The organism is Methylobacterium sp. P3_A11 (assembly GCF_056403155.1).
Genome location: NZ_JBFUGA010000083.1, coordinates 1 through 20849 on the forward strand (window position 1 = coordinate 1; position 20849 = coordinate 20849).

A 20849-nucleotide genomic window follows, 5' to 3' on the forward strand; every position below is an offset into this window, starting at 1 on the left:
GATCACGTCCAGCGCAAGCGAGCGAACAATCGAGCCGAGAGCTCGCACGTCCCGGTGCGACGACGAGAGCGCAAGCTGCAGGGCTTCCAGTCGCCAGGCTCAGCCCAGCGGTTCCTGTCGATGCATGCAGCGACCTACAACACCTTCACCGTTCCCCGCCACCTCGTCTCAGCCCCCACGCACCGACTCTTCCGAGCCGAGGCGTTCGCGACGTGGCGCAGGGCGGCTGGCGTGGCGGCTTGAAACTAGCCAGCGTACGATTTCCTGCGGCTACGTCCGACAACGTGACAAGCCCCATCAGACGTACCTGAGCGGTGTCGAGCGTGGAAAGCGAAACCCGAGCATCTTCGTTCTGCAACGGATTGCTACTGCACTGAAGCTGGACGTCTCGGTCCTCGTCGAGCCGCGCCCGAGGTAAGGTCACGGACCCTCCCCGCCGATAAACCAAACGGCTGCTTCCGCTTGGAGGTCAGCTTGGGGTCGGGGGTGTAACTGGACCGTGGCCCGAAAGCCGACGTTCGGCTTCGCGCCCATTTCGGCCGCTCAGCCGACTCTGGCGGCGACTCCGAAGCGGACGTTGCCGCAGCTCAGCTTGCAGGTCTGAGGTGCGCCACCAGCGGACCTTCGCCTGGGACTGCGGGAATGGATTGCAACGTCAGAGCCGCAACCGCCTTCAGCTTCGCGGGACCTCAGCCGGCGATTTGAGCCAACCGGTGCGGCTCGACGATGAGGATCCTTTCCCGTCCGAGCAGGACGATACCTTGCTTCTGCCAAGCACTGAGAACCCGACTTACGGTGAAGTACGTGACGCCCGTCATCTCGGCTATATCGTTCCGCGTGATTGGGTAGGTGACCTCGATACCTTCCGAACAGCTTTGCCCGACTTGTCTGGCTAGGCGTAGGAGGACGCTGGCGATCCGCTCCTCCACTCCCTTGGCGCTCAATTCAGCCACCCGCTCAGTCATCTCGCGGGCCCGGTCTCCGACGGCTTTCAGCGCATTCGACGAGATTGCGGGGTAACGGCGTATCAGGTCGAGGATCTGCGCCGCCCCCCAGGAGAGCACGCTGCTGGCCTTTGCAGCTGTGGCTGTCGCAGGAAAGGGAAATTGCTGGAAGACCGCGACGCAGCCAACGAGCTCACCGGGTCCCATGAACCGGAGCGTCGTCTGCTCACCGTTCGAGTCGATCCGCGACAGCCTCACTAAACCGGTCACGACCTGGAAGAGCGGGTTGGGCTCATCACCTTGGTGGAAGACAGTCATTCCTTCCGTAAGCTGACGGTTTGTGGCTGCATCCAGCAAGGCGTCGGCCGCCTCTCGATCTAAACCACTAAATAAAACCCCCGAGGCTGCCCTGACCCTTTTCGGTCCCTGGTCCATCGCCGCTTCCCGCCCCCATTCTGCAAGTTGCTCGGTCCAGTTCCTGTTCCGCCGAGAGGGCGCGAAGCAACCCGGGCAGTGGCACGCCGTTACAAGCTGACAGGTGGCCGGGGCAATCTGGTCCCCAGACTCCTGCATCACCCGACGATCAGACGCCTTGATCCACCTCAAGGACGGGTGGCGCGCCATCATCTCGGCGGGATCGAGGTGCGTTTGAAATTCGGCATGGCCGAGCAGCTTGTTTGCGCGAGCGCAAAGAGCGTTCCGCACTTTCAGCTACGGTAAGCGAGAGCGTTTTGCGGTGACGCGAGCGACGCTGCGAGTGCTTGCGTGCTGCGGAGCTGCAGAATCCGGAGAGTGGCCTTGCATTTGGTTCGTGGCGTTGCTGTTGCGTCCGTGCTGGCGGTCTCGGTTCTTGGGCCGGCGTACGGAGAATCCGCAGCCACTCCCCCGGATACGATGGCCGAGCGGGTACTGGCCTGTGCTCCTTGCCACGGTGCGCAAGGCGAGGGAACGCGCGATCCTTACTTCCCGCGTCTCGCGGGTAAGCCCGCAGGCTACCTCTTCAATCAACTCGTGGCGTTCCGGAACGGCCGGCGGCACTACCCGCCCATGAACTACCTTTTGGCGTATCTGCCGGAGACCTACCTCCGGGACATGGCCGAGTACCTGGCCAGCTTGAACCCGCCCCTCCCGCCTCCGGCCGTTCCAGCCTTCGGCGACGAAGTCCTGGCAACAGGAAGGAAGCTGGCCACCCAGGGCGACGCTGCTCGCAACATCCCGGCTTGCACCAGCTGCCACGGCCCCAATCTGACCGGCATGGAGCCGGGCATTCCCGGCCTCCTCGGCCTCAAGCCCAGCTACATCAGCGCGCAGCTCGGCGCCTGGCGCTACGGCACGCGGACCGCCCTCTCGCCGGACTGCATGCAGGTCGTCGCGGGGCACCTCACCGAGGCGGATGTCGCGGCCGTCACCGCATGGCTCTCCTCGCGACCCGCGCCGGAGGAGCGGCGCTCCGTTCCGAATGGGACCTACGCACTTCCTTTCGCCTGCGGGAGCCAGCCCCAATGAGGAGGGACGTCGTGGCCAGCCTCGCCCGCCGGGCTATCCCGGCCCTGCTCGCCTCGCTCCTGGGCACCGCCGTCGAGGCTCAAACGGCACCGGCTGCCCGTCCCGACGCGGGCGTGCTCGCGAAGGGCGAGTACCTGGCGCGCGCCGGCGACTGTATCGCCTGTCACACCGCGCCCGAAGGCAAGCCCTTCGCCGGCGGCAGGTCCATGGCGACCCCCTTCGGCACGCTCTTCACCTCCAACATCACACCCAATCCGGAGACCGGCATCGGCAAGTGGACGGCCGATCAGTTCTACCAGATGATGCATACGGGCCGCTCGCCCGACGGCGGGCTGCTCTACCCGGCTATGCCCTTTGGCTCGTACACGAAGGTGACCCGGGCCGACAGCGACGCGATCTACGCCTACCTGATGTCGGTCGCACCGGTGAAGCAGCCGAACCGACCGCACGACCTCAGGTTTCCGTACAACAATCGCCAGCTCATCCTTGGCTGGCGCACGCTGTTCTTCCGCGAAGGCGAGTTCAAGCCCGACCCGAAGCAATCGGCAGAATGGAACAGAGGCGCCTACTTGGTTGAGGGTCTGGGGCATTGCGGGATGTGCCATACGCCGATCAATGCGCTTGGTGGCAACTCCGAGTCCCAGGCCTTCCAGGGCGGCCTGATCCCGATGCAGAACTGGTACGCGCCCTCGCTCACCTCCAACCGCGAGGCCGGGGTCGGAGACTGGAGCATCGAGGAGATCTCCGACCTGCTGCGCACCGGCGTCTCGCGGCGCGGCGCCGTCTACGGGCCGATGGCGGRGGTCACCTACAACAGTCTCCAGTACCTCACGCCCGAGGATACCCGGGCCATGGCGGTCTACCTCAAGAGCCTGGGCCATGAGGTGCCACCGCCGGTCACGTCGACTATGCCGACCGCTGAGAGCAGCCTGCTGCTCTCGCTCGGCAAGACCGTCTACGACGCCCATTGTGCGAGCTGCCACGGTGCGCAGGGACAGGGCAAGCCGCCGGCCTACCCGCCGCTGGCCGACAACCAATCCATCCAGATGTCGTCGGCCGTGAACGCGATCCGCATGGTGCTGAACGGCGGCTATCCTCCAGGCACACAGGGGAACCCGCGTCCCTTCGGCATGCCGCCCTTCGCCCAGTCGCTCTCGGACAACGAGGTCGCGGCCGTGGTCACTTACATCCGGACCACCTGGGGCAACCGCGGCGCCGCCGTCACCGCCCAGGAAGCCAATCAGCTCCGCTCCGCCCCCCTGGACTGAGGCCATGCTGAACTCTCCCCCGCTGCAGCACCGCGACGAGGAGGCCGAGCACCGCGAGGTGGCCGCCGCCGTGCGGGCTGGTCCGTCGGGTGCCCTGACGCTCGCCGCCATCGCTACGGCTATCGTCGTGGCGTGCTGGTTCGCCTTCTACCTGTTCGTCTTCCTGCCGCGCGGGAGCTGACCCGGAACGCCGATGACAACATTAGACCACGTTGACGAAGGCGCCCGCGTCGCCGAGCGGGTCGAGCGCCGATGGGCGATTTTGTCCATCGCCATCATCGTCCTTTTGGCGGGGCTGGCGGCCTTCGCCGGCATCCATCAGGCAACGATGCCACAGGCTCGCGTTGAGACGATCAAGCCGCAGACCCTCCACCTGGACGGCGAGTTCATCGAGAGTAATCTGGGCAGCGCGATCGAGCCGGACGGCTCGGTGACGGTGCGGGCCGTCGGTCAGCAGTACAGCTTCACGCCTCAGTGCATGGTTGTGCCCACCGACACGCCGGTGGTGTTCCGCGCAACGAGCCCCGACGTGGTGCACGGCTTCCTGATCCAGAACACCAACGTCAACACCATGCTGGTGCCTGGCTACGTCTCGGAGATTCCGGCCAAGTTCAGCAAGCCGGGCGAGTACCTGATGCCGTGCCAGGAGTTCTGCGGCGTCGGGCACGAGGGCATGTGGGCCAAGGTCAAGGTGGTCGACAAGCCCGAGTTCCTGAACATGACCTCGGCCAAGGGGAGGGTCACCTGTGTTGAGTAGCAGGAGGCTCGTCCTCGCTCACTTCTGGCTGGCCTTCGCGGTCTTCGGTCTCGCCCTGCTGCTCGGGGCTTGGCAGATGTTCATCCGCAGCCCGCTGCATACTTGGATCAGCAACCCCGAGTGGTACTACCGCTCGTTGACGGCGCACGGCACCGTCATGGGCTACGTGTTTCCAACGCTCGTGGCCATGGGATTCGGCTACGCCATCAGCGAGGTCTCGCTGAAGCAGCGCCTCGTCGGGCTGCGCTGGGCCTGGACGGGGTACTGGCTGGTGGTGGTCGGTGCGGTCACCGCGATGATCCCGGTGTCGCTCGGGCGGGCCTCGGTGCTCTACACCTTCTACCCGCCCCTGATCGGCAGCCCTTTCTACTACCTCGGCGTGGTGCTGGTGGTGGTGGGCTCCTGGATCTGGGTCGCCCTGATGTCGGTGAACCTTCACATCTGGAAAAAGGCGAACCCCGGCACGCCGGTGCCGCTGCCGATGTTCGCCAACGTGGCCGGCTCCTACCTGTGGGGCTGGACGGCGGTGGGGGCCGCGCTCGAACTGCTCTTGCAGATCCTGCCAGTCGCCTTCGGCCTGAAATCGACCATCGATGCGGGATTGGCGCGAGTGTTCTTCTCCTGGACGCTGCACGCCATCGTCTACTTCTGGCTGATGCCGACCTACATTGCCTACTACACAATCGTCCCGCGGGCGATCGGCGGCCGGATCTACAGCGACACCATGGCCAGGATTTCGTTCATCCTGTTCCTGGTGGTGGCGATGCCCATCGGCATGCACCACACCTTCACCGACCCGCAAGTCGGTGCGGGCTTCAAGTTCATCCACTCGGCCTTCACGGCGCTCGTGGCGTTGCCAACCCTGCTGACGGTCTTCACCATCTGCGCCTCAGTGGAGATTGCCGCCCGGCTGCGCGGCGGTCGTGGGCCGTTCGGCTGGATCAGGGCCCTGCCATGGTCGAACCCGATCATGCTCGCGGTGGCGTTCTCGTTCGTGATGCTCGGCTTCGGCGGCGCCGGCGGCCTCATCAACATGAGCTATCAGCTGGATACATCGATCCACAACACGCAGTGGATCACCGGCCATTTCCACCTGATCTTCGGTGGCGCGATCGTCATCATGTACTTCGCGATCGCCTACGACCTGTGGCCACACCTCACTGGCCGTGCCCTCACCGACCTGCGCCTGATGCGCACCCAGCTTTGGCTGTGGTTCATCGGCATGATCGTGACCACGTTTCCCTGGCACTGGGTGGGGATCCTCGGCATGCCCCGCCGCATGGCCTACTTCGATTACGGCGATCCCGCCATCGCCACGCAGGCCTTCTCGGTGACGCTCTCGGCGATCGGCGGCTTCATCCTGGTCGCATCGGGTGCCCTATTCATCCTCGTGCTGATCCGAGGTCAGCGCGCGCCGCGCGAGGAGGCTGGTGTGTACCGGTTCGCCACCGCCCTTCACCCGCCGCTGTCCGTGCCCGCGCTCAACAGCTACGCCCTGTGGCTCGCGCTCATGGTCGGCCTGACGGTGACCAACTATGGCTACCCCATCGCGCAACTCGCGTTGCGCAAGGATACGTCGGTCCCAGCTGTCTACGTGGGGGCGAACCCATGAGCGACGACGGCCTCCTCTCGCCGAGGAACCCCTGGTTCAGCGGCCCTGTCGGCATCACCGTTGCCCTGCTCGCCGGGACAGCCCTCGGGGGCTTCGTGCTGCTCCCTTACGCCCAACCGGACCTCAAGCTCGCCGGTGTCTGGGACGCGATCTGCAGCGCTGCGGGCGTGCCGAAGGCGCCTTCGTCGACGGCTCTGGTTCAGCCGGACGGCAAGCTTACGAAGGTGGTGGTCACCTCGGCGCTGCCGAGTGCTGCGGACCCGGAGGCGGTCGGACGCGGCGCGACACTCGCCCAGCAATGCGCGATCTGCCATGGGCCGACCGGGGTGAGCCGGGCCGACTCGCCCAACCTCGCCGGCCAGTACGCGCCCGTTATCTACAAGCAACTGGCCGACTTCAAAGCGGGAGTGCGGGTCAACGCGACGATGACGCCGTTCGCGGTGAACCTGTCCGAGCAGGACATGGCTGATCTCGCAGCGTACTACGCGTATCTGCCTCGGCTGTCCGGGTTCCACCCGGCCCGCGACAAGCCCGCCCCGCGGATCGTGATCAACGGCGCACCGTTGCGCAACATCGCGCCCTGTGGCTCCTGCCACGGTGTTCTCGACAACAAGACGGGCAGTCCGTGGCTGGAGGGTCAGCCTGCCGCTTACGTGAAGTCTCAGCTACAGGCATTTGCCTCAGCTGCGCGTCGCAACGACATCAGCCAGCAGATGCGGAACATCGCCCGGAGGATGACCCCGGAAGAGATCGACCAAGCGGCGGAGTGGTACGCGTCTCAGCCATCGACAGCCATTCACATCCAGTGAGTTTCTAGCCTGCAGCCTTGTCGGCAAGGCCTACGGCGAGAGGGCATGAACATCAATACGGCGTCGAGTCAGGTCCCGCAGTATGCCTTTCTGCAACAGACCGGGAGGCTGCGCCTGTGTAAGGGTGACGGGCGTGCCAAGCATGGATGATGTAGAGATTGCTCGGGCTGTGCACGTGGCTGCGGTAGTTGTCTGGATCGGCGGCTTGACGATGGCAACTACGGTAATTCTTCCTCTAGTCCGGAGTAAGGAATGGCCGGTCGAAAAGAGGCTCATCTTGTTCGAGGGAGTCGAGCGGCGCTTTGTCTGGCAGGCGCGGACCGCTGTCGTGCTGGTTGGATTGAGCGGCTTCTACATGGTCAGCCGATATGATTTGTGGAACCGCTTTGCCACGATCTCCTTCTGGTGGATGCACGCGATGGTCGCCGTATGGTTGATCTTTGCGCTGCTCCTGTTCGTGATTGAGCCATTCATCCTGCACGGCCGAGTCCGCCGGGGGCCGTCGGGCGACGAGCCGACGTTCACCCTCCTTCATCTCGCTCACTGGACTTTGCTGATATTGAGCGTCGTGACAGTATTAGCCGCGGTGGCAGGAAGTCACGGCGCCGCCTTAACACCTTAAGGACAATCGCCGCACACTCGACGGCGCTGCACCTATTCGTTCGCAAAAAATGATTTGGACGTTATCGCAGGCCTAGCTCCTTGAAAGGCTTCTTCGCCTTCTGCACGGTGGCGGTCGAGGGTAGCTGGAAGGCCAGACCCGGAGTTGACCTGTCTGGGGAGCTGACGGGCGCGGGCGGCCTATAGCTTAGCGACGAATGCCGTCGGATGTGGTTGTAGGTGTTCTGCCATAGATCGATTACGATCTGCGCCACCTTCAGTGAGTAGAAGATTTCCTGGCGCAGGCACTCGTCACGCAGCTTTTGCGGTCGTGTCCCTGATGGTGGTGTAGCTCGGCGGTAGCGGGGAAGCCCGTCCGCGCGCCTTCCACAGTGCTGTGGCGGGCGGGGCTCCCCGCGGGGTGGTCATCGGCGGTTGCCGGGTAGGCTCGGGTTGCGAGCGCCAAACCCGAACCCGAGAGACCCCCGATGACCGACGAGATGATGGCCCTGCGCGGGCTGATGGAGAAGAGCGCCGACACAGATCTCCTGCGCGAGATGATCGGTTTTGCCGCTGAGCGGCTGATGGAGTTGGAGGTGGGGGGCCCGACCGGTGCCGCCCATGGCGAGAAGAGCGCAGAGTGGTTGGTCCAGCGCAATGGCTACCGTGACCGAGACTGGCAGACGCGGGCCGGCACGGTGGAGTTGCGCATCCCGAAGCTGCGTAAGGGGTCGTACTTCCCGACGTTCTTGGAGCCGCGCCGGATGGCCGAGAAGGCGCTCACCGCCGTGATCCAGGAGGCCTACATCCAGGGCATCCGCCGGACCGAGGTGGTCCCCATCTTCCCCAACGAGGCTGCCATCACGCGCCTCGTCGGCGCGATCCTGCTGGAACAGAACGACGAGTGGGCCAGCCAGCGCTCCCGCTACATCACCCTGGAAAGCATCGCCCCAATCGGCGATGATCCCCTCGTCAGCCTGCCCACCCTGGCAGCCTAATCAATCCGGCCCCGACCGGTGATCGTGGTGGCCACGCCGAAGCTACGCCACGCCAGGGGACACAACCACGGGTGCGAACTCTCCGCCGTCCTGATAGAGGCCCAATAGCTTGGCGATGTCGCGGCCTTCGGGATCTTCGATCAGGTCCGCGAGCGTGTAGCGATCGAGCACGGCGAGGAACGCCGACAGAGCCTCTCCCAGAAAGCGTCGCAAACGGCAGGGCGCCGTGATCGCGCAAGCGCCACCCGAGAAGCACTCGACCAAGGCGAGATCGTCTTCCGTCTGGCGCACAACTGCGCCGACCACGATCTCGCCCGGCGCCCTGGCCAGCCGCAGACCGCCGCCCCGGCCCCGGATGGTGCGGATCAGGCCTAGACGCCCAAGCTGATGCACCACCTTCGTCAGGTGGCTCTCCGAGATGCCGTAGGCGCGCGCGATCTCGGCGATCGAACTCTGCCGCGGCTCGTGCAGGCCGACGTAGATCAGTGTGCGCAGGGCGTAGTCCGTATAGCGGGTCAGACGCATGGGGGCTCCATACTGCAACCCATAAGATACATTTCAGTTGCATCTTTTCAACTGACAGCCCATAAGGTTCATCGTCAGTGTACCTTTGGGAGCTGTTGATGCCCAACCCGCTCAGTCCTGCCACCATAGCCATCATCAAGGCCACCGTGCCGGCCCTTGAGGCGCACGGCCTGACGATCACGAAGCGCATGTACGAGCGCCTCTTCCAGGACGCGGCGATCCGCGACCTCTTCAACCAGTCCCACCACGGCGAGACTGGCTCGCAGCCGAAGGCCCTGGCCCAGGCAGTGATGGCCTATGCCCGCAACATCGACAATCTCGGCGTCCTGGCCGGGGCGGTGGAGCGCATCGCACAGAAGCATGTCGCGCTGAACATCCTGCCGGAGCACTATCCCTACGTGGCCGACGCGCTGCTCGGCGCTATCGGCGACGTGCTCGGCGAGGCCGCCACGCCGGAGATCTGCGCGGCCTGGGGCGAGGCGTACTGGTTCCTGGCGGAGCTGCTGATCGGCCGCGAGGCCACGATCTACCGCGATCTGTCGGCCAAGCCGGGCGGCTGGAACGGCTGGCGCGACTTCGTGATCGAGAGCGTCTCGCAGGAGAGCGAGACGATCCGCTCCTTCGTCCTGGCGCCTGTCGACGGCGGCCCGGTTCTCCGCCACCAGCCTGGGCAGTACCTGGGCTTCCTGTTCAATTTGCCGGGCCACGGCGTGTTGAAGCGGAACTACTCGATCTCCTGCGCGCCGAACGACCGGGCCTATCGCATCACCGTCAAGCGCGAGGGCCGCGCAGACGAGCCCGCCGGGATCGTCTCGAACTGGCTGCACGATCATGCCAGCGATGGGACGGTGCTGCGCGCGGCCCCGCCGGCCGGTGACTTCTTCCTCGACCAAGCGTCGAACGCCCCCGTCGTGCTCGTCAGCGGCGGCGTCGGGCTGACCCCGATGATGAGCATGCTGGAGACGATCACGGCGGCAACGCCTGAGCGGCCGACCTGGTACGTTCACGGGGCGCTCAACGGTCGTGTGCACGCGATGCGTGATCACGCGAAGGCGCTGACCACCGGCAACGAGAACGTCCGGTTGCACACCTTCTACGCGGAGCCGGAAGCGCAGGATCGGCAGGGCGATCACTACGATGCGGCCGGCCTGATCAGCGCGGACTGGCTGGTGGCGCAGACGCCCCGCGAGGAGGCGACTTACTATCTCTGCGGTCCAAAGCCGTTCCTCAGCGCGCTCGTAAATGGGCTCCAGCGTCAGGGCATTCCGGCCGAGCGCATCCGGTTCGAGTTCTTCGGTCCGGCGGATGACTTGATCGAAGAGCCGCGGCAGGCCGCCTGAGCACGATGGCGCCGCTCCTTCAGGTGAGCGGCGCCACAACCGGAGGAACGCCTGCGTGGACTACGCTCGTAGAGTGGCCGGCGCGATCCTGTCCGCCTCTGCAGATGCGGTGATCGCCTCTGACAGCGAGGGGATCATCCGCATCTGGAATCCGGGAGCCGAGCGCATCTTCGGGTACACGTCCGACGAGGCCCTCGGTCAATCGCTCGACATCATCACGCCCGAACGGCTGCGCAAGCGCCACTGGGAAGGGTACCGCAAGACCATGGCGACCGGGGAGAGCCGCTATGGTGAGGGCGCTCTCCTATCCGTCCCGGGCGTCTGCAAGGATGGGCGGCAGATCTCGCTGGAATTCACCATCGTAACGCTCAAAGACGAGCAGGGGGCGATGACCGGCATGGTCGCGGTGATGCGGGACGTCACGATCCGCTTCACCGAACTGAAGGTGCTGAGACAGCGTTTGGCCAAGGCCACCGAGGGGCGTGCCGGTCCATCGTAGCGAGGGAGCGCATCATGGTTGGGCGTACAACCAAGTTGCCTGAGATGTCGTCGGATTCTGCGGTCCCCGAACACCCTGAGTTCGGCGCGTACAGCTCTCCACCCTGTTTCATGCATGAGCTCGGCCCCGATTTCGTCAGCCCGGATGCGGAGCCTCGGCCTTCCGAACCGCGCGCCTCTGAAGTCGCCGCATCCGACTGGTCGAGCGTGCGGCAGTGGCGAAAGGAAACCCGCACCGCTCTCATCGAGCGGCGGGTCAGCATCTCCGCCCAGGACCGTGTCGCCTGGAGCGAGCGCATCGGGCAGGCTCTCCGAGCCGCTTTACCCTCGAGATCCGGCATCTTGATTGGCCTCTACTGGCCCTTCAGAGGCGAGTACGATGCCCGACCCCTCCTGACAGAGCTGCGTGGAGAGGGATCACGACTGGCGCTTCCGGTCGTCGTGGAGAAGGGGCAGCCCCTCCAGTTCCGAGTCTGGTCGCCAGGTGACCGCATGATCCGCGGCGTCTGGAACATTCCCATTCCCGCCGAGGGCGAGGCCGTCGATCCTGACGTTCTGATCGCGCCGCCCGTCGGCTTCGATCCGGCTGGGTACCGCCTCGGCTATGGCGGCGGCTTCTATGATCGGACCATCGCGTTCAGGCCGACGAAGCCGCTGATCATCGGCGTCGGGTTCGCCCTCGCGCGGCTCGCGACGATTTACCCGCAAGCACACGACGTTCCTATGGACATCGTCGTGACGGAAGATGGCGTCTGGCCGGACACGGATCGATCTTGATCTCGCTGCGGAGTTGGGCTGGTGTCCGCACTGGATAGATTCTTAGTCGATACGGTTCCTACCTGTTCTGAATCGGGCCTGCGCGCTCTGGCCTATAAAGCTCTGCTGGCTGCGATTGCCGAACTGCGCATCTATGATCATTCGGGCGAGCTTCCGCTTGATGAGTGCAAACTTTCAAGGGCTCTTGGGGTCAGCCGCACGCCCATCCGGGAGGCTCTGACGATCCTGGAACACCAGGGGTTCGTACGTCGGCGGCCGCGACATGGTGTGTTCGTTGTCAAGAAGACCCGGCGTGAGATCATCGAGATGGTCTATGCCTGTGCTGCGCTGGAGAGCATGGCGGTCCGGTTGGCATGCGCCAAAGCGACAGAGGCGCAGCTCGGCGCGCTCCGTGCGAGCTTCAGTGCCTTCTATGAGGCGGATCCTCCGAGCGGATACCACCGCTACTTCGAGGCTCGTTGGCAGTTCTGCCGCCATGCCGCCACGCTCGCACATTGCGCGGAGATCCAGTCCATGCTCAACCATCTCCTGCTGCATTTGCGGAGCGTTCACGAGGCGATATTCCGCCAGAGCATCGACTTCGCATATTTACGGTCCGCCTACGGGGCCATTATTGAAGCGCTGGAGCTGCGAGACGCCGAGCGTGCGAGCCGGCTCGTCCTCGAAAGAGGCTTCAGGTTTGCTCGTGACATCGAGAGCTGCGGCAATTGTTTCGGTCCGCCGAAAGCCGTGACCTGACGATTGCGCCGCAAGATCTGTCAAGCAACCATCACCATTTAATCCTGTCCGGTCTCGTGGAAACGGATCAAAATTGTTTATCCATTACGGGCTCTAGACCGAAATAAGCCGCTTCATCTCTGTCCGATCTTGCGTCGAATCTGCTCTGAAGCGGACGGGCTGCTTTCGGCCAGACTAGGTCATGCTGAACCGCCAGTGTGTGCAAAACCGGCCGTTCGGCTTCGCGCCCATTGTTGCCGTTTAGGTTCAGCCGACATGTACCCAAAAGCAGACAATGGCTCCCGAAGGTTTCGGGACGGGATCAAGCCAGGCGCGACGGTAGACTGTCAAAATTCGATGGGCTACTTGCGGCCCATGGCGCGGATCTGGGGCGTTCGCTTCCGGGCAACTTAGTGCCGGCGGACTATAGCGTGCTGAAAGGCCGAGTCGCGGCTTAACGAGCGTTACGGGAGACCGCGATCTCGGGCTTCGTGCGACCTCCGAGATAAGCCGACCGGATTTCGTCGTTCGTCCAGAGCGTATGCGGTTCGCCTTCCAAGACGAGCCGGCCGGTCTCCAGCACGTAGCCGCGATCGGCGACCGAGAGGCCCATCCGAGCGTTCTGCTCGACCAGCAGCACTGTGGTTCCGCGGCGGCGCACCTCTGCGATGATCGCGAACACCGCCTGGACGATGACCGGTGCCAAGCCGAGCGAAGGCTCGTCGAGGAGCAGGATGCGAGGCTTGGCCATCTGGCCGCGGGCAAGCGCTACCATCTGGAGCTGGCCTCCGGATAGCGTCCAGCCCAAAGCGTCGCCGAAGCGGCGGCTGTCCGGAAAGAGGTCGAACATCGCCTCGACGTTATCGCGCAGGTCCCGCTTGGCGAGGCCGGACCGGTTGGAGGCGCCCAGAATAATATTCTCGCGGACGGTCAGGCCCGGGAAGACCCGGCGCCCTTCCGGTACGTGGGCAACGCCCAGGCGGACAATCGCCTCCGGTTTGAGGCCTTCCAGAGGCTGGCCCTCCAGCAGGATCGTGCCTGCGATGGGCCTCACCAGGCCCGAGATAGCCTTCATGGTAGTCGACTTGCCGGCGCCGTTTGAGCCGAGGAGGATCACGACCTCCCCGGTGCCGACAGAGAACGAAAGCCCACGCACGGCCGCCCCTTGTGGCTGGCCAAGGTGCACTACTCCAAGGAGTGGGATGATGCTCCGATGCCCTATTCCAGCTCTTGCGGTCACCCAAGCCGATCAGCCCAGCCACGTAGAGCAGGCACATAGCCCGGCGCGCAGAATGCGACAGACCCGCAAGGAACGGCTGCAGCCATCGATCCAGATCCTCACGCCATCCGCCAGCATCTGACATCGCGAGCACCCACGCTCATGGTCGTGGCTTGCGGATCCGCGAAAACCTCCCGCGTTCCTTCAATCTGCCAAAGTAGTGCTAAGGCAGACGCGCGGGCCTGTGCTTCGCGACCCGGTTCTTCATAGGTTTTCAATCGAAATGCGATACCCTCAGCCTCGGTCAAAGCCGATATAAGCGAGCAATAACGTGAGACTGAGCCATGTGCAGGCCACCAAGGTACGCTGAGACAAGGCGTGACGTCGCACGGCGCCATAAACGAACCATGTCAAGAGCAGCAGCAGCACGGCGGCCGCGAGCCCAGCGCGTTCGAGCATGCGGCCAGACGCGGTCAGGAAGACCGTCGCCCCAACGGTGGTGGTGACCTGCTCCCAAGTGCTCGCGTTGCGCCGGTCCAGGAACATCCCCACGAAACGAACGCAGCCGAGCACCGCGGCGACCGTGAGAAGCGCGGTGACAACGATTTCCTTCATGGCCCTCGGTTTCAGCCGCCGAGACCCGAACGCCTAGTCGTCGGGCAGATTGCCTTCACACATTGCAATTTTGGCGGCGGCCCGTAAACGGACAGCTGGTATACCAGCGCCTTGTGCCGCCTTCCGGTGCATTTGTCCGTCCCACGGGCACCTCCAGCGGCGCTGTGCGAGCGAGGGATGCGTGAGAACGTCGAATTCGGTCCGCCCGGAACATAAAACGGGAAAATCGTCAGGGTTTCGGCTGTTCAGGCCGATCCTGGCAGGCGCAACTCTTCGGGAGCGCGTGGTTGCTTGCCTCGGTGCGCTCGCGGGCATCACGCTCACCGGCCTGATCTGCGGCTTGGTCTTCGGCCACGGGCCTGACGTTCCGCTCATCGTCGCGCCGATGGGGGCCTCAGCAGTGCTGCTGTTCGCCGTGCCCGCAAGCCCGCTCGCTCAGCCCTGGTCCATCATCGGCGGCAACACGATCTCCGCCTTTATGGGCGTGCTCGCCGCTCACTTCATCTCGAACCCATTCGTCGCCATCGGCGTCGGCGTCTCGCTGGCCATTGCCGCGATGTCGCTCACCCGCTCCCTTCACCCGCCTGGCGGCGCTGCCGCCTTGACGGCGCTCATCGGTGGTCCGGCGGTCACCTCTGCGGGTTTCCTATTCCCTCTGTTCCCGGTTTGCGTGAACTCGGTCATCCTGGTCGCGCTCGGCATCGCGTTCCACAAGATCTCGCGCCGCAACTACCCGCACGTTCCGATCGCTGCGCCGGTTAACACGCATGGAACGGCGGACCTGCCCGCACCGCTCAGGGTCGGCTTCACGCCGGAAGACGTAGACGCGGCCCTGGTCGAGTTGCATGAGACGCTGGACATCGACCGCGCCGACCTCGACCGGCTCCTCAGGCAGGTCGAGCTTCGCGCGCTCATGCGGACCCAGGGCGACCTTACCTGCGGCGAGATCATGTCTCACGACGTGATTACGGTTCGGCTAGACGTTAACGCCGAGCAGGCGCGAGAGCTCCTCATCGCGCACAACATCCGGACGCTGCCGGTGGTGGACGGAGCCGACCGGCTCGCGGGGACACTTGGCCTGCGCGAGCTGACGCTGCACGGCGATGTGGGCATCGCGCAGGTGATGTCCGGTGCACAAACGGCCGGACCGGATGAGCCGGTGGTCGCGCTGGCGCCCTCTTTGACCGACGGCCGCACCCATGCGGTGGTCGTGGTGGACGAGGATCGGCGCGTCCTCGGGATCATCACTCAGAGCGACCTCCTCGCGACTCTGACGCGCCTGCTTTCCGCTAAAGCGTTCGCTCCTTCCGATACAGTGACTGCGTGAGGGTCCCTCCGGCCCGATCTTATCTGTTACTCGAAGGCTTTGGACGCACAGCGCGATCGCGCTTCGAAGAAAGGAGGTTGACGCGTGGCGCCGCCGTTGTCTTTGGCACACCTATTGCAAACGGTCTCGCTTATCTGGCAACGCCAAGTCCGCGGGATTGAGCCGATGCAAGACGCACCGCTTCTACTCCACCTGCTGCACGCGACCTTAATGGCGTCGAGCATGATGCTGACATGGCAGGTCTACAACCTCAGTAAGCCGAGGGCGGAGTAGGTCGGTTTCCGGCGTACGAGCGGTCGACGCAGGTGGCCCGACGGGAGCGTAGGTTCGTACACCTAGTCACTCAGGTGTCGGCGTGCGTCGCTAGAGCGTGGAGGAGTAAACCGTTCGATCAGTTGGTGAACGCATAGGCGCGCTCGCCGTGGCGTGCCAGATCGAACCTATCATGCTCGGCCTCCTCGATCGGGTCGCAGCGGAGTGACGAGCCCGAGGAGCCGCGCCAAGCCGAAGGCGGGGAGACCCCGGGCCGAAGGGCGGGCGCCCCGATGGCCAACGCTTGAACCGAGGGTTGCCCCAAATCCTTGCCGGACGTGGCCAGTTGGCCGCCATCACGGTGCCCGGTCCACCAAACTCGGCGATGAACCACCCCGGAGGGCCAAATCAGGCTCGATGGTCTTAACCACCGGACTGGAACATGGCTTGGAAGACGTCCTGGTGCCCCGCCAGGAGTATGGGCGCGCGCGGCAAACTCGTTCGGAGGACAGAGTCAAAACCGTAATAGGCCGCCAGGAGGCTGGCTTCTGGCACGCCGACGAGGAGGTGATGTCGTCCATCACCTAACGGAGCAGCGAGCAGCATCATGTCACGTGGATGCCCGAGCATCGCGAACTGCTCGTCGAATGAGGCCCGGATGTCGGCCCAGTCAGGGTTGTCAAAGAGGCGACGGATCCAGAGCATTCCGATCTCCGATCAAGGCACGGCAGCTCGTCACGGTCATTGTGCGCCGATATCTCCATGCGGACGGGTCCGAAATCCGCTTGGGGTCTGGATCAGGATGAGCCCGGGGTCGTGCTGCCCTGACGGGCAGCAGGCTAAACGTGCGTCTTCTCGTACCGCCTTCGCGCCCCTCGGATCGTGCGATGGCTGAGAAAGGCTCGGCGCTCCCGTTCGGACTGCACGACGGTTGCCCGAACCTGCAACAAGTCCTTGCGCGTCAGGAGGCCGACAAGAGCGCCGCTCGTTGGATCAGTCACAGGAACGCGTCCCTGACCAGTGGCCATCATGATGTCGAGAGCGCGAGCAACCACGTCATCCGGGTGAGCGACGGCTAACGCCGCGTCGGAGACCCACTCATCAAGGATTTCTCCTGCATGCCGCCCCTCGGTCTTCCAGCGCAAGGCGTCCCCGCGGCTGACCATGCCGACGGGCCGGCGCGCGGCATCGACAACAGGGTAGGCGTGATGTTGGCCTACCTCGATGGCTCTGACAGCCTCCTCAATGGTTTGCCCCGCATCCAGGACATCAACCTCGCGGACCATCACCTCGCCGACACGAGTTAACTCGTAAGGGTCGACGCCGTATTCGCGCGTAATGTGCTGTCCGCGCCGTGCGATCTTCTCCGTCAGAATTGATCGTTTTAGGAGCAGCACCGTCACGGCATAGGCCGCGACCGTGGCGGCAAGCAGTGGTGCTAGGCTATGAACGTCACCGGTGAGTTCGACAGCAAAAAGCGCTCCCGTGAGGGGCGCGCGCATGGTGCCACCCAACATTCCGGCCATGCCCAAGAGAGCCCAAAACCCTGGCGCACCGGGTAGCGCGAGGCCCACAAGCCACCCCATGGCGCCGCCGAGGATCAGCAGGGGTGCCAAAACGCCACCTGATGTGCCGGAGGACAGGGCGACCAGCCAGATTGCCGCCTTCACCAAGAGGATCGCGAACACCGCTTTGGCGACGAGATTCCCGGTCAGGAGATCGGCGATGACGTCGTAGCCGACACCGAGTGCGCGCGGCTCTATGAGGCCGCCGAGGCCGACGAAGAGGCCACCGATGGCTGGCCACCACATCCAGTGGATCGGCAGACGTTCGAACGCATCTTCCAGGGTGTAGAGCAGCTTCGTCAGGAGGCCTGACTGCAGTCCAGCCAGTACACCAACCCCGGCGCAGGCGAGCAGCCCCCACCAAGGCAAAGCCGGATCGTTGGCGAAGGGGAAGAGAGGCCCGACGCCGAAGAACAGCGGCCGCCAGCATGTCGCTGTCATGGCTGCCGCCGCAACGGGGATGAAGCTGCGCGGCCGCCACTCGAACAGCAGCAGCTCGACGGCTAACAGCACGGCCGCGATGGGCGTCCCGAAGATTGCCGTCATGCCGGCTGCGGCACCGGCGACGAGGAGCGTCTTCCGCTCGGCCGCACTGAGATGGAAGAACTGGGCGAACAAGGAGCCGATCGCTCCGCCCGTCATGATGATCGGGCCTTCTGCGCCGAACGGGCCGCCGGTACCGATCGAAACGGCGGAGGAAATCGGCTTGAGCACGGCGACCTTGACCGACATGCGGCTGCCACCGATCAGAATGGCTTCGATGGCCTCGGGGATGCCGTGACCGCGGATCTTTTCCGATCCGAAGCGGGCCATCGCCCCGATGATGAGGCCACCCACGACGGGCACGAGGACCATCCAGGGCGTGCGTGCCGCGTGCGCCAGGGAGGTCGGTGTCACATCGAACCGGCCGAACCAGGCCAGGTTCGTGACCACGGCAATCAGTTGGATGAGGAACCAAGCCGCGACAGTTCCGCCAGTGCCGATGACGAGCGACATCGCGAGAAGGACCAGAACGCGACGGTCGGTCGTGAAATCGCCTAAGGGGCGCCGCGATATGGTGCCGGCGGCTTCTCTGTGACCGGCCGCACCTGAGTTCGAGAGGTCCTGCTGCATGGCGATCCTGCTTGACGTTCTCGGCTATATACGTCGTGATACGATACAGTCCAGGGCTAGCGGCTAGGGAGGTGCATTGATGGCTGCAAACCAGCCGGCATTGGAGGGCATGACGCGTGAGCAGTATGCAGCCATCGCTGCTTTCCGCTTCCAGCTCCGGCGCTTTCTTGTCTTCAGCGAAGCCGCGGCACTCTCGGCCGGAGTGCCGCCACAACAGCACCAAGCTTTGCTCGCGGTTGCGGGCTACATGGGATTGGAGCCGCCGACCGTCGGCATGATCGCCGATCAGCTTCTGATAGCTCCCCATACGGCTGCCGAACTGGTCTCACGCATGGTCGAGGCCGGCCTATTGACCAAGACGCGTGGCACGCAAGACCGGCGGCGGATGGAGCTTGCCCTCACGCCAAAGGCTGAGATCCTTCTAGGCGAGTTGACTGCGGCCCACCTTGAGGAACTTCGGACCATGGAGCCGGCGCTCATCCGGGCACTGGGACGGCTCAGCCGATCTCCGACGTCGTCTTAAAAATGGCAGAAGGGCTCAGTCTACTCCGACTCTTGCGAACCCGACCGCGTCGCAAACGATCACCGGTCAGCGTTGATCCGCTGAGCAATCGCCGGCACCGCGGGCGTCGGCCAATACTTGGAGATGGACCGTGAAGCGGCTCACTCGGCACCTCATGGCTCCGGACCACTGAAGTGAGTGATCCGGAGCCCGATGCTGTATTTCGAGAGCGGCTGCTCCGCGTCGTCGGCGAGGAACTCCGTCCCTTTGTCGAGAAAGCGACTGGAGCCGAGCTTGATGCTATTGGCCGCCAGTATAACCGGTTCAGGACTGGCGTGCCGCTGAAGGGCCTCGAGGCAAACGGGACCCATCCAGCGCCGAAGCTGCCGGAAGGTCTGTGGAAGAAGCGCTAAAGGCAAAGCGGTCAGACGACCGCAAATTTTCCGGTGGACGCGTTACCTACTCTCATCCGACAGCGAGCAGTGGGTCCGCTTGCAAAGTGAGAGCAAATCTAACCTTGGACGGCATAGGATGTCCGCAGAGGGTCACTAAGAGGCATTCGTCCGTGCCGCGCAGAATGTCCGCTTCACCGCCCTGCAATTCTTGAAGCGGATCGGCAGCTTTCGGCCAATTTCAGTCATCTAGAGCACCTCAGGCAGCCTGTAAGCAGACGTTCCAAAAGCCGAATGGACCACAAGCCAGCGTTACATTTTAACCTTGGCCATTGCAGTTAATATCATTTAAGGCTGCTGGCGGGCTGTAATCCATCCCAAACGACATATCTCCGCGATCGATTCGCCGCCCCTCTATGAGGTGAACCAAAACGCCGGTACATTTCCTGTCGAGCCTCCAGGAGGGAGTTCGGTCTAACCGCCTGGAAAATCGAGAGTGGCAGAAAACGGCGGAGTTTCCCTCCGTCTTGGCCATTTCCGGTTCACTTGCGGTGAGGCACAAAGCGGATACACAACTGAGCGACGCACGAGCGCTAAGTGCTTGATTAAATTGAGGCACCGAGGGTGGGTTAGACTTTCCCCTCAGCTCCACCAGGCCTTCCTGGTGAAAATTTAGCGTCTTGGTCTACGTGGCGATAGTGCCACCGCGGGCTGGGGCTTAGCGCCGACCCGCAGGGTCTCCGGCTGGTCCAGTCACGGTTCCGCCGGCCGCCCTCAGGCCCGAAGACGCTGTCGTTCTCGCGGTCGCGAACGTCGTTTTCCCGGATCCCGAGAGACGCGGATCCAGAGACCGGTTCACACCTGAGCGGGAGACGCGGGTTCATGACGAATCCGCGCTGTCGAGGAGCCGTGCCGCGTCCCGCCCGGACCAGAAACGAGCGCCTTCTCGACCCGCTCTCCCTGATCTTCCGCAACCCCGCGCCGCTGCGGCTGGCCGGCGCCTCGGCGATCTTCGGGGCGATCCAGCTCATCCTGAGCGCTTTCCTGGTCACCTACCTGGTGCGGGTCGTCGGGCACGACCTGATCGCCGCGGGCGCGCTGCTTTCGGCGAGCCAAGTGGTCGGCGTCCTCGGGCGTCCCGCCTGGGGGTTCGTGGCCGACCGTACGCGGGCCTCGCGCAGGGCGTGGCTCGGGCTGAGCCTCGGCATGGCGCGGAGCTGCATCCTTACGGCCGCCCTCCCACTCCTCGGCCCGTTCTGGCTGTCGCTGCCCGTGGTGCTGGTCTTCGGGGCGACGGCCACGGGCTGGAACGGCGTCTCCCTGGCGGAGATCATGAGCGCGGCCACGAGCGGCGGCCTGCTGTTCACCTATGGCGGCATCGTTGTCGGGCCGGCGTGGTTCGGCGCGCTGGCGCACGCGGCCGGGTTCGGCGCCGCCTTCCTGACGCTGGCGCTCGGCGCACTGATCGCGGCGCGGCTCGTAGGCCGGTCACTGCGACCGGGGACCCGGTGAT

Annotated in this window: 24 protein-coding genes and 2 pseudogenes; 18 read left to right on the top strand and 8 right to left on the bottom strand. The window is 64.4% G+C overall.

What is annotated here, in order from left to right; all coding sequences use genetic code 11:
• Together AC1DXK_RS22240 and AC1DXK_RS22245 are read left to right on the top strand one after the other, a co-directional pair.
• On the top strand, positions 1-243 hold a 243-nt coding region (locus AC1DXK_RS22240; RefSeq protein WP_477299092.1), incomplete at its 5' end, for a DDE-type integrase/transposase/recombinase.
• Positions 125-418, top strand: coding sequence for a helix-turn-helix domain-containing protein (locus AC1DXK_RS22245; RefSeq protein WP_457108335.1), 294 nt, complete (start codon positions 125-127; stop codon positions 416-418). The genes AC1DXK_RS22240 and AC1DXK_RS22245, both read left to right, overlap by 119 nt.
• A gap of 271 nt (positions 419-689) precedes the next feature.
• Here AC1DXK_RS22245 and AC1DXK_RS22250 read toward each other — a convergent pair whose 3' ends face one another.
• Positions 690-1379, bottom strand: a complete 690-nt coding sequence (locus AC1DXK_RS22250; RefSeq protein WP_457108336.1) for a Crp/Fnr family transcriptional regulator — start codon at positions 1377-1379, stop codon at positions 690-692.
• A gap of 396 nt (positions 1380-1775) precedes the next feature.
• Here AC1DXK_RS22250 and AC1DXK_RS22255 point away from each other — a divergent pair, with 396 nt between their 5' ends.
• From AC1DXK_RS22255 to AC1DXK_RS22285, 7 genes are all read left to right on the top strand, one after another.
• Positions 1776-2450: a c-type cytochrome gene (locus AC1DXK_RS22255; RefSeq protein WP_457108360.1), complete on the top strand. Its 675-nt coding sequence runs from the start codon at positions 1776-1778 to the stop codon at positions 2448-2450.
• Positions 2451-2461: 11 nt separating this feature from the next.
• Positions 2462-3718, top strand: a complete 1257-nt coding sequence (locus tag AC1DXK_RS22260) for a c-type cytochrome (protein ID WP_477299095.1) — start codon at positions 2462-2464, stop codon at positions 3716-3718.
• 4 nt (positions 3719-3722) lie between these two features.
• Positions 3723-3899, top strand: a complete 177-nt coding sequence (locus AC1DXK_RS22265; protein ID WP_457108338.1) for a hypothetical protein — start codon at positions 3723-3725, stop codon at positions 3897-3899.
• A 12-nt stretch (positions 3900-3911) separates the two neighbouring features.
• Positions 3912-4475 carry a cupredoxin domain-containing protein gene (locus AC1DXK_RS22270; RefSeq protein ID WP_457108339.1) on the top strand — a complete coding sequence of 188 codons (564 nt, stop codon included), beginning with the start codon at positions 3912-3914 and terminating at the stop codon, positions 4473-4475.
• Positions 4465-6087 (top strand): b(o/a)3-type cytochrome-c oxidase subunit 1, encoded by a 1623-nt coding sequence (locus tag AC1DXK_RS22275; RefSeq protein WP_477299098.1) that lies wholly within the window; start codon positions 4465-4467, stop codon positions 6085-6087. Before AC1DXK_RS22270 ends, AC1DXK_RS22275 begins: the two co-directional genes overlap by 11 nt.
• Complete coding sequence (locus tag AC1DXK_RS22280) at positions 6084-6896, top strand: c-type cytochrome (RefSeq protein ID WP_457108341.1); 813 nt, start codon at positions 6084-6086, stop codon at positions 6894-6896. Before AC1DXK_RS22275 ends, AC1DXK_RS22280 begins: the two co-directional genes overlap by 4 nt.
• A 277-nt stretch (positions 6897-7173) precedes the next feature.
• Complete coding sequence (locus AC1DXK_RS22285; protein ID WP_457108342.1) at positions 7174-7518, top strand: hypothetical protein; 345 nt, start codon at positions 7174-7176, stop codon at positions 7516-7518.
• A gap of 61 nt (positions 7519-7579) precedes the next feature.
• On the opposite strand, the pseudogene AC1DXK_RS22290 reads toward AC1DXK_RS22285, so the two are convergent.
• Positions 7580-7819 (bottom strand): annotated as a pseudogene (locus tag AC1DXK_RS22290) (integrase core domain-containing protein); the annotation flags it as partial.
• A 165-nt stretch (positions 7820-7984) separates the two neighbouring features.
• Between AC1DXK_RS22290 and AC1DXK_RS22295 the strand changes: the two are divergent.
• The gene (locus AC1DXK_RS22295; protein ID WP_457108343.1) at positions 7985-8494 is read left to right on the top strand and encodes a transposase; all 510 of its coding nucleotides are present in this window, start codon (positions 7985-7987) and stop codon (positions 8492-8494) included.
• 42 nt (positions 8495-8536) lie between these two features.
• On the opposite strand, the gene AC1DXK_RS22300 is transcribed toward AC1DXK_RS22295, so the two are convergent.
• Positions 8537-9019: an RrF2 family transcriptional regulator gene (locus AC1DXK_RS22300; RefSeq protein WP_457108344.1), complete on the bottom strand. Its 483-nt coding sequence runs from the start codon at positions 9017-9019 to the stop codon at positions 8537-8539.
• 98 nt (positions 9020-9117) lie between these two features.
• On the opposite strand from AC1DXK_RS22300, the gene hmpA reads away from it, so the two are divergent.
• From hmpA to AC1DXK_RS22320, 4 genes are read left to right on the top strand one after another with little or no spacing between them, the layout of a single operon-like run.
• Positions 9118-10359 carry an NO-inducible flavohemoprotein gene (hmpA, locus tag AC1DXK_RS22305; RefSeq protein ID WP_457108345.1) on the top strand — a complete coding sequence of 414 codons (1242 nt, stop codon included), beginning with the start codon at positions 9118-9120 and terminating at the stop codon, positions 10357-10359.
• 55 nt (positions 10360-10414) lie between these two features.
• The gene (locus AC1DXK_RS22310) at positions 10415-10858 is read left to right on the top strand and encodes a PAS domain-containing protein (RefSeq protein WP_457108346.1); all 444 of its coding nucleotides are present in this window, start codon (positions 10415-10417) and stop codon (positions 10856-10858) included.
• A 14-nt stretch (positions 10859-10872) separates the two neighbouring features.
• Positions 10873-11634: a 5-formyltetrahydrofolate cyclo-ligase gene (locus AC1DXK_RS22315; RefSeq protein ID WP_477299101.1), complete on the top strand. Its 762-nt coding sequence runs from the start codon at positions 10873-10875 to the stop codon at positions 11632-11634.
• Between the two features lie 21 nt (positions 11635-11655).
• On the top strand, positions 11656-12372 hold the full coding sequence (locus AC1DXK_RS22320; protein ID WP_457108348.1) for a GntR family transcriptional regulator: 717 nt from the start codon (positions 11656-11658) through the stop codon (positions 12370-12372).
• Positions 12373-12805: 433 nt separating this feature from the next.
• On the opposite strand, the gene AC1DXK_RS22325 is transcribed toward AC1DXK_RS22320, so the two are convergent.
• The 3 genes and pseudogenes from AC1DXK_RS22325 to AC1DXK_RS22335 form a co-directional block, all read right to left on the bottom strand.
• Positions 12806-13558 (bottom strand): ABC transporter ATP-binding protein, encoded by a 753-nt coding sequence (locus AC1DXK_RS22325; RefSeq protein ID WP_457108361.1) that lies wholly within the window; start codon positions 13556-13558, stop codon positions 12806-12808.
• 19 nt (positions 13559-13577) lie between these two features.
• Positions 13578-13715 (bottom strand): annotated as a pseudogene (locus AC1DXK_RS22330) (IS701 family transposase); the annotation flags it as partial.
• Positions 13716-13864: 149 nt separating this feature from the next.
• Complete coding sequence (locus AC1DXK_RS22335; RefSeq protein ID WP_457108349.1) at positions 13865-14185, bottom strand: hypothetical protein; 321 nt, start codon at positions 14183-14185, stop codon at positions 13865-13867.
• Between the two features lie 181 nt (positions 14186-14366).
• Here AC1DXK_RS22335 and AC1DXK_RS22340 point away from each other — a divergent pair, with 181 nt between their 5' ends.
• The gene (locus AC1DXK_RS22340) at positions 14367-15512 is read left to right on the top strand and encodes an HPP family protein (protein WP_457108350.1); all 1146 of its coding nucleotides are present in this window, start codon (positions 14367-14369) and stop codon (positions 15510-15512) included.
• A 675-nt stretch (positions 15513-16187) separates the two neighbouring features.
• On the opposite strand, the gene AC1DXK_RS22345 is transcribed toward AC1DXK_RS22340, so the two are convergent.
• Both AC1DXK_RS22345 and AC1DXK_RS22350 read right to left on the bottom strand, forming a co-directional pair.
• Entirely contained in the window at positions 16188-16469 is a 282-nt protein-coding gene (locus AC1DXK_RS22345) for a hypothetical protein (protein ID WP_457108351.1), read from the bottom strand.
• Between the two features lie 134 nt (positions 16470-16603).
• Positions 16604-18442 carry a chloride channel protein gene (locus tag AC1DXK_RS22350; RefSeq protein WP_457108352.1) on the bottom strand — a complete coding sequence of 613 codons (1839 nt, stop codon included), beginning with the start codon at positions 18440-18442 and terminating at the stop codon, positions 16604-16606.
• 79 nt (positions 18443-18521) lie between these two features.
• Here AC1DXK_RS22350 and AC1DXK_RS22355 point away from each other — a divergent pair, with 79 nt between their 5' ends.
• The 3 genes from AC1DXK_RS22355 (at position 18522) to AC1DXK_RS22365 (ending at position 20848) form a co-directional block, all read left to right on the top strand.
• Positions 18522-18965 carry a MarR family winged helix-turn-helix transcriptional regulator gene (locus AC1DXK_RS22355; RefSeq protein ID WP_457108353.1) on the top strand — a complete coding sequence of 148 codons (444 nt, stop codon included), beginning with the start codon at positions 18522-18524 and terminating at the stop codon, positions 18963-18965.
• Positions 18966-19138: 173 nt separating this feature from the next.
• Positions 19139-19357: a hypothetical protein gene (locus tag AC1DXK_RS22360; RefSeq protein ID WP_457108354.1), complete on the top strand. Its 219-nt coding sequence runs from the start codon at positions 19139-19141 to the stop codon at positions 19355-19357.
• A gap of 861 nt (positions 19358-20218) precedes the next feature.
• Positions 20219-20848, top strand: coding sequence for an MFS transporter (locus AC1DXK_RS22365; protein WP_477299106.1), 630 nt, complete (start codon positions 20219-20221; stop codon positions 20846-20848).
• Position 20849 lies beyond the last annotated feature (1 nt).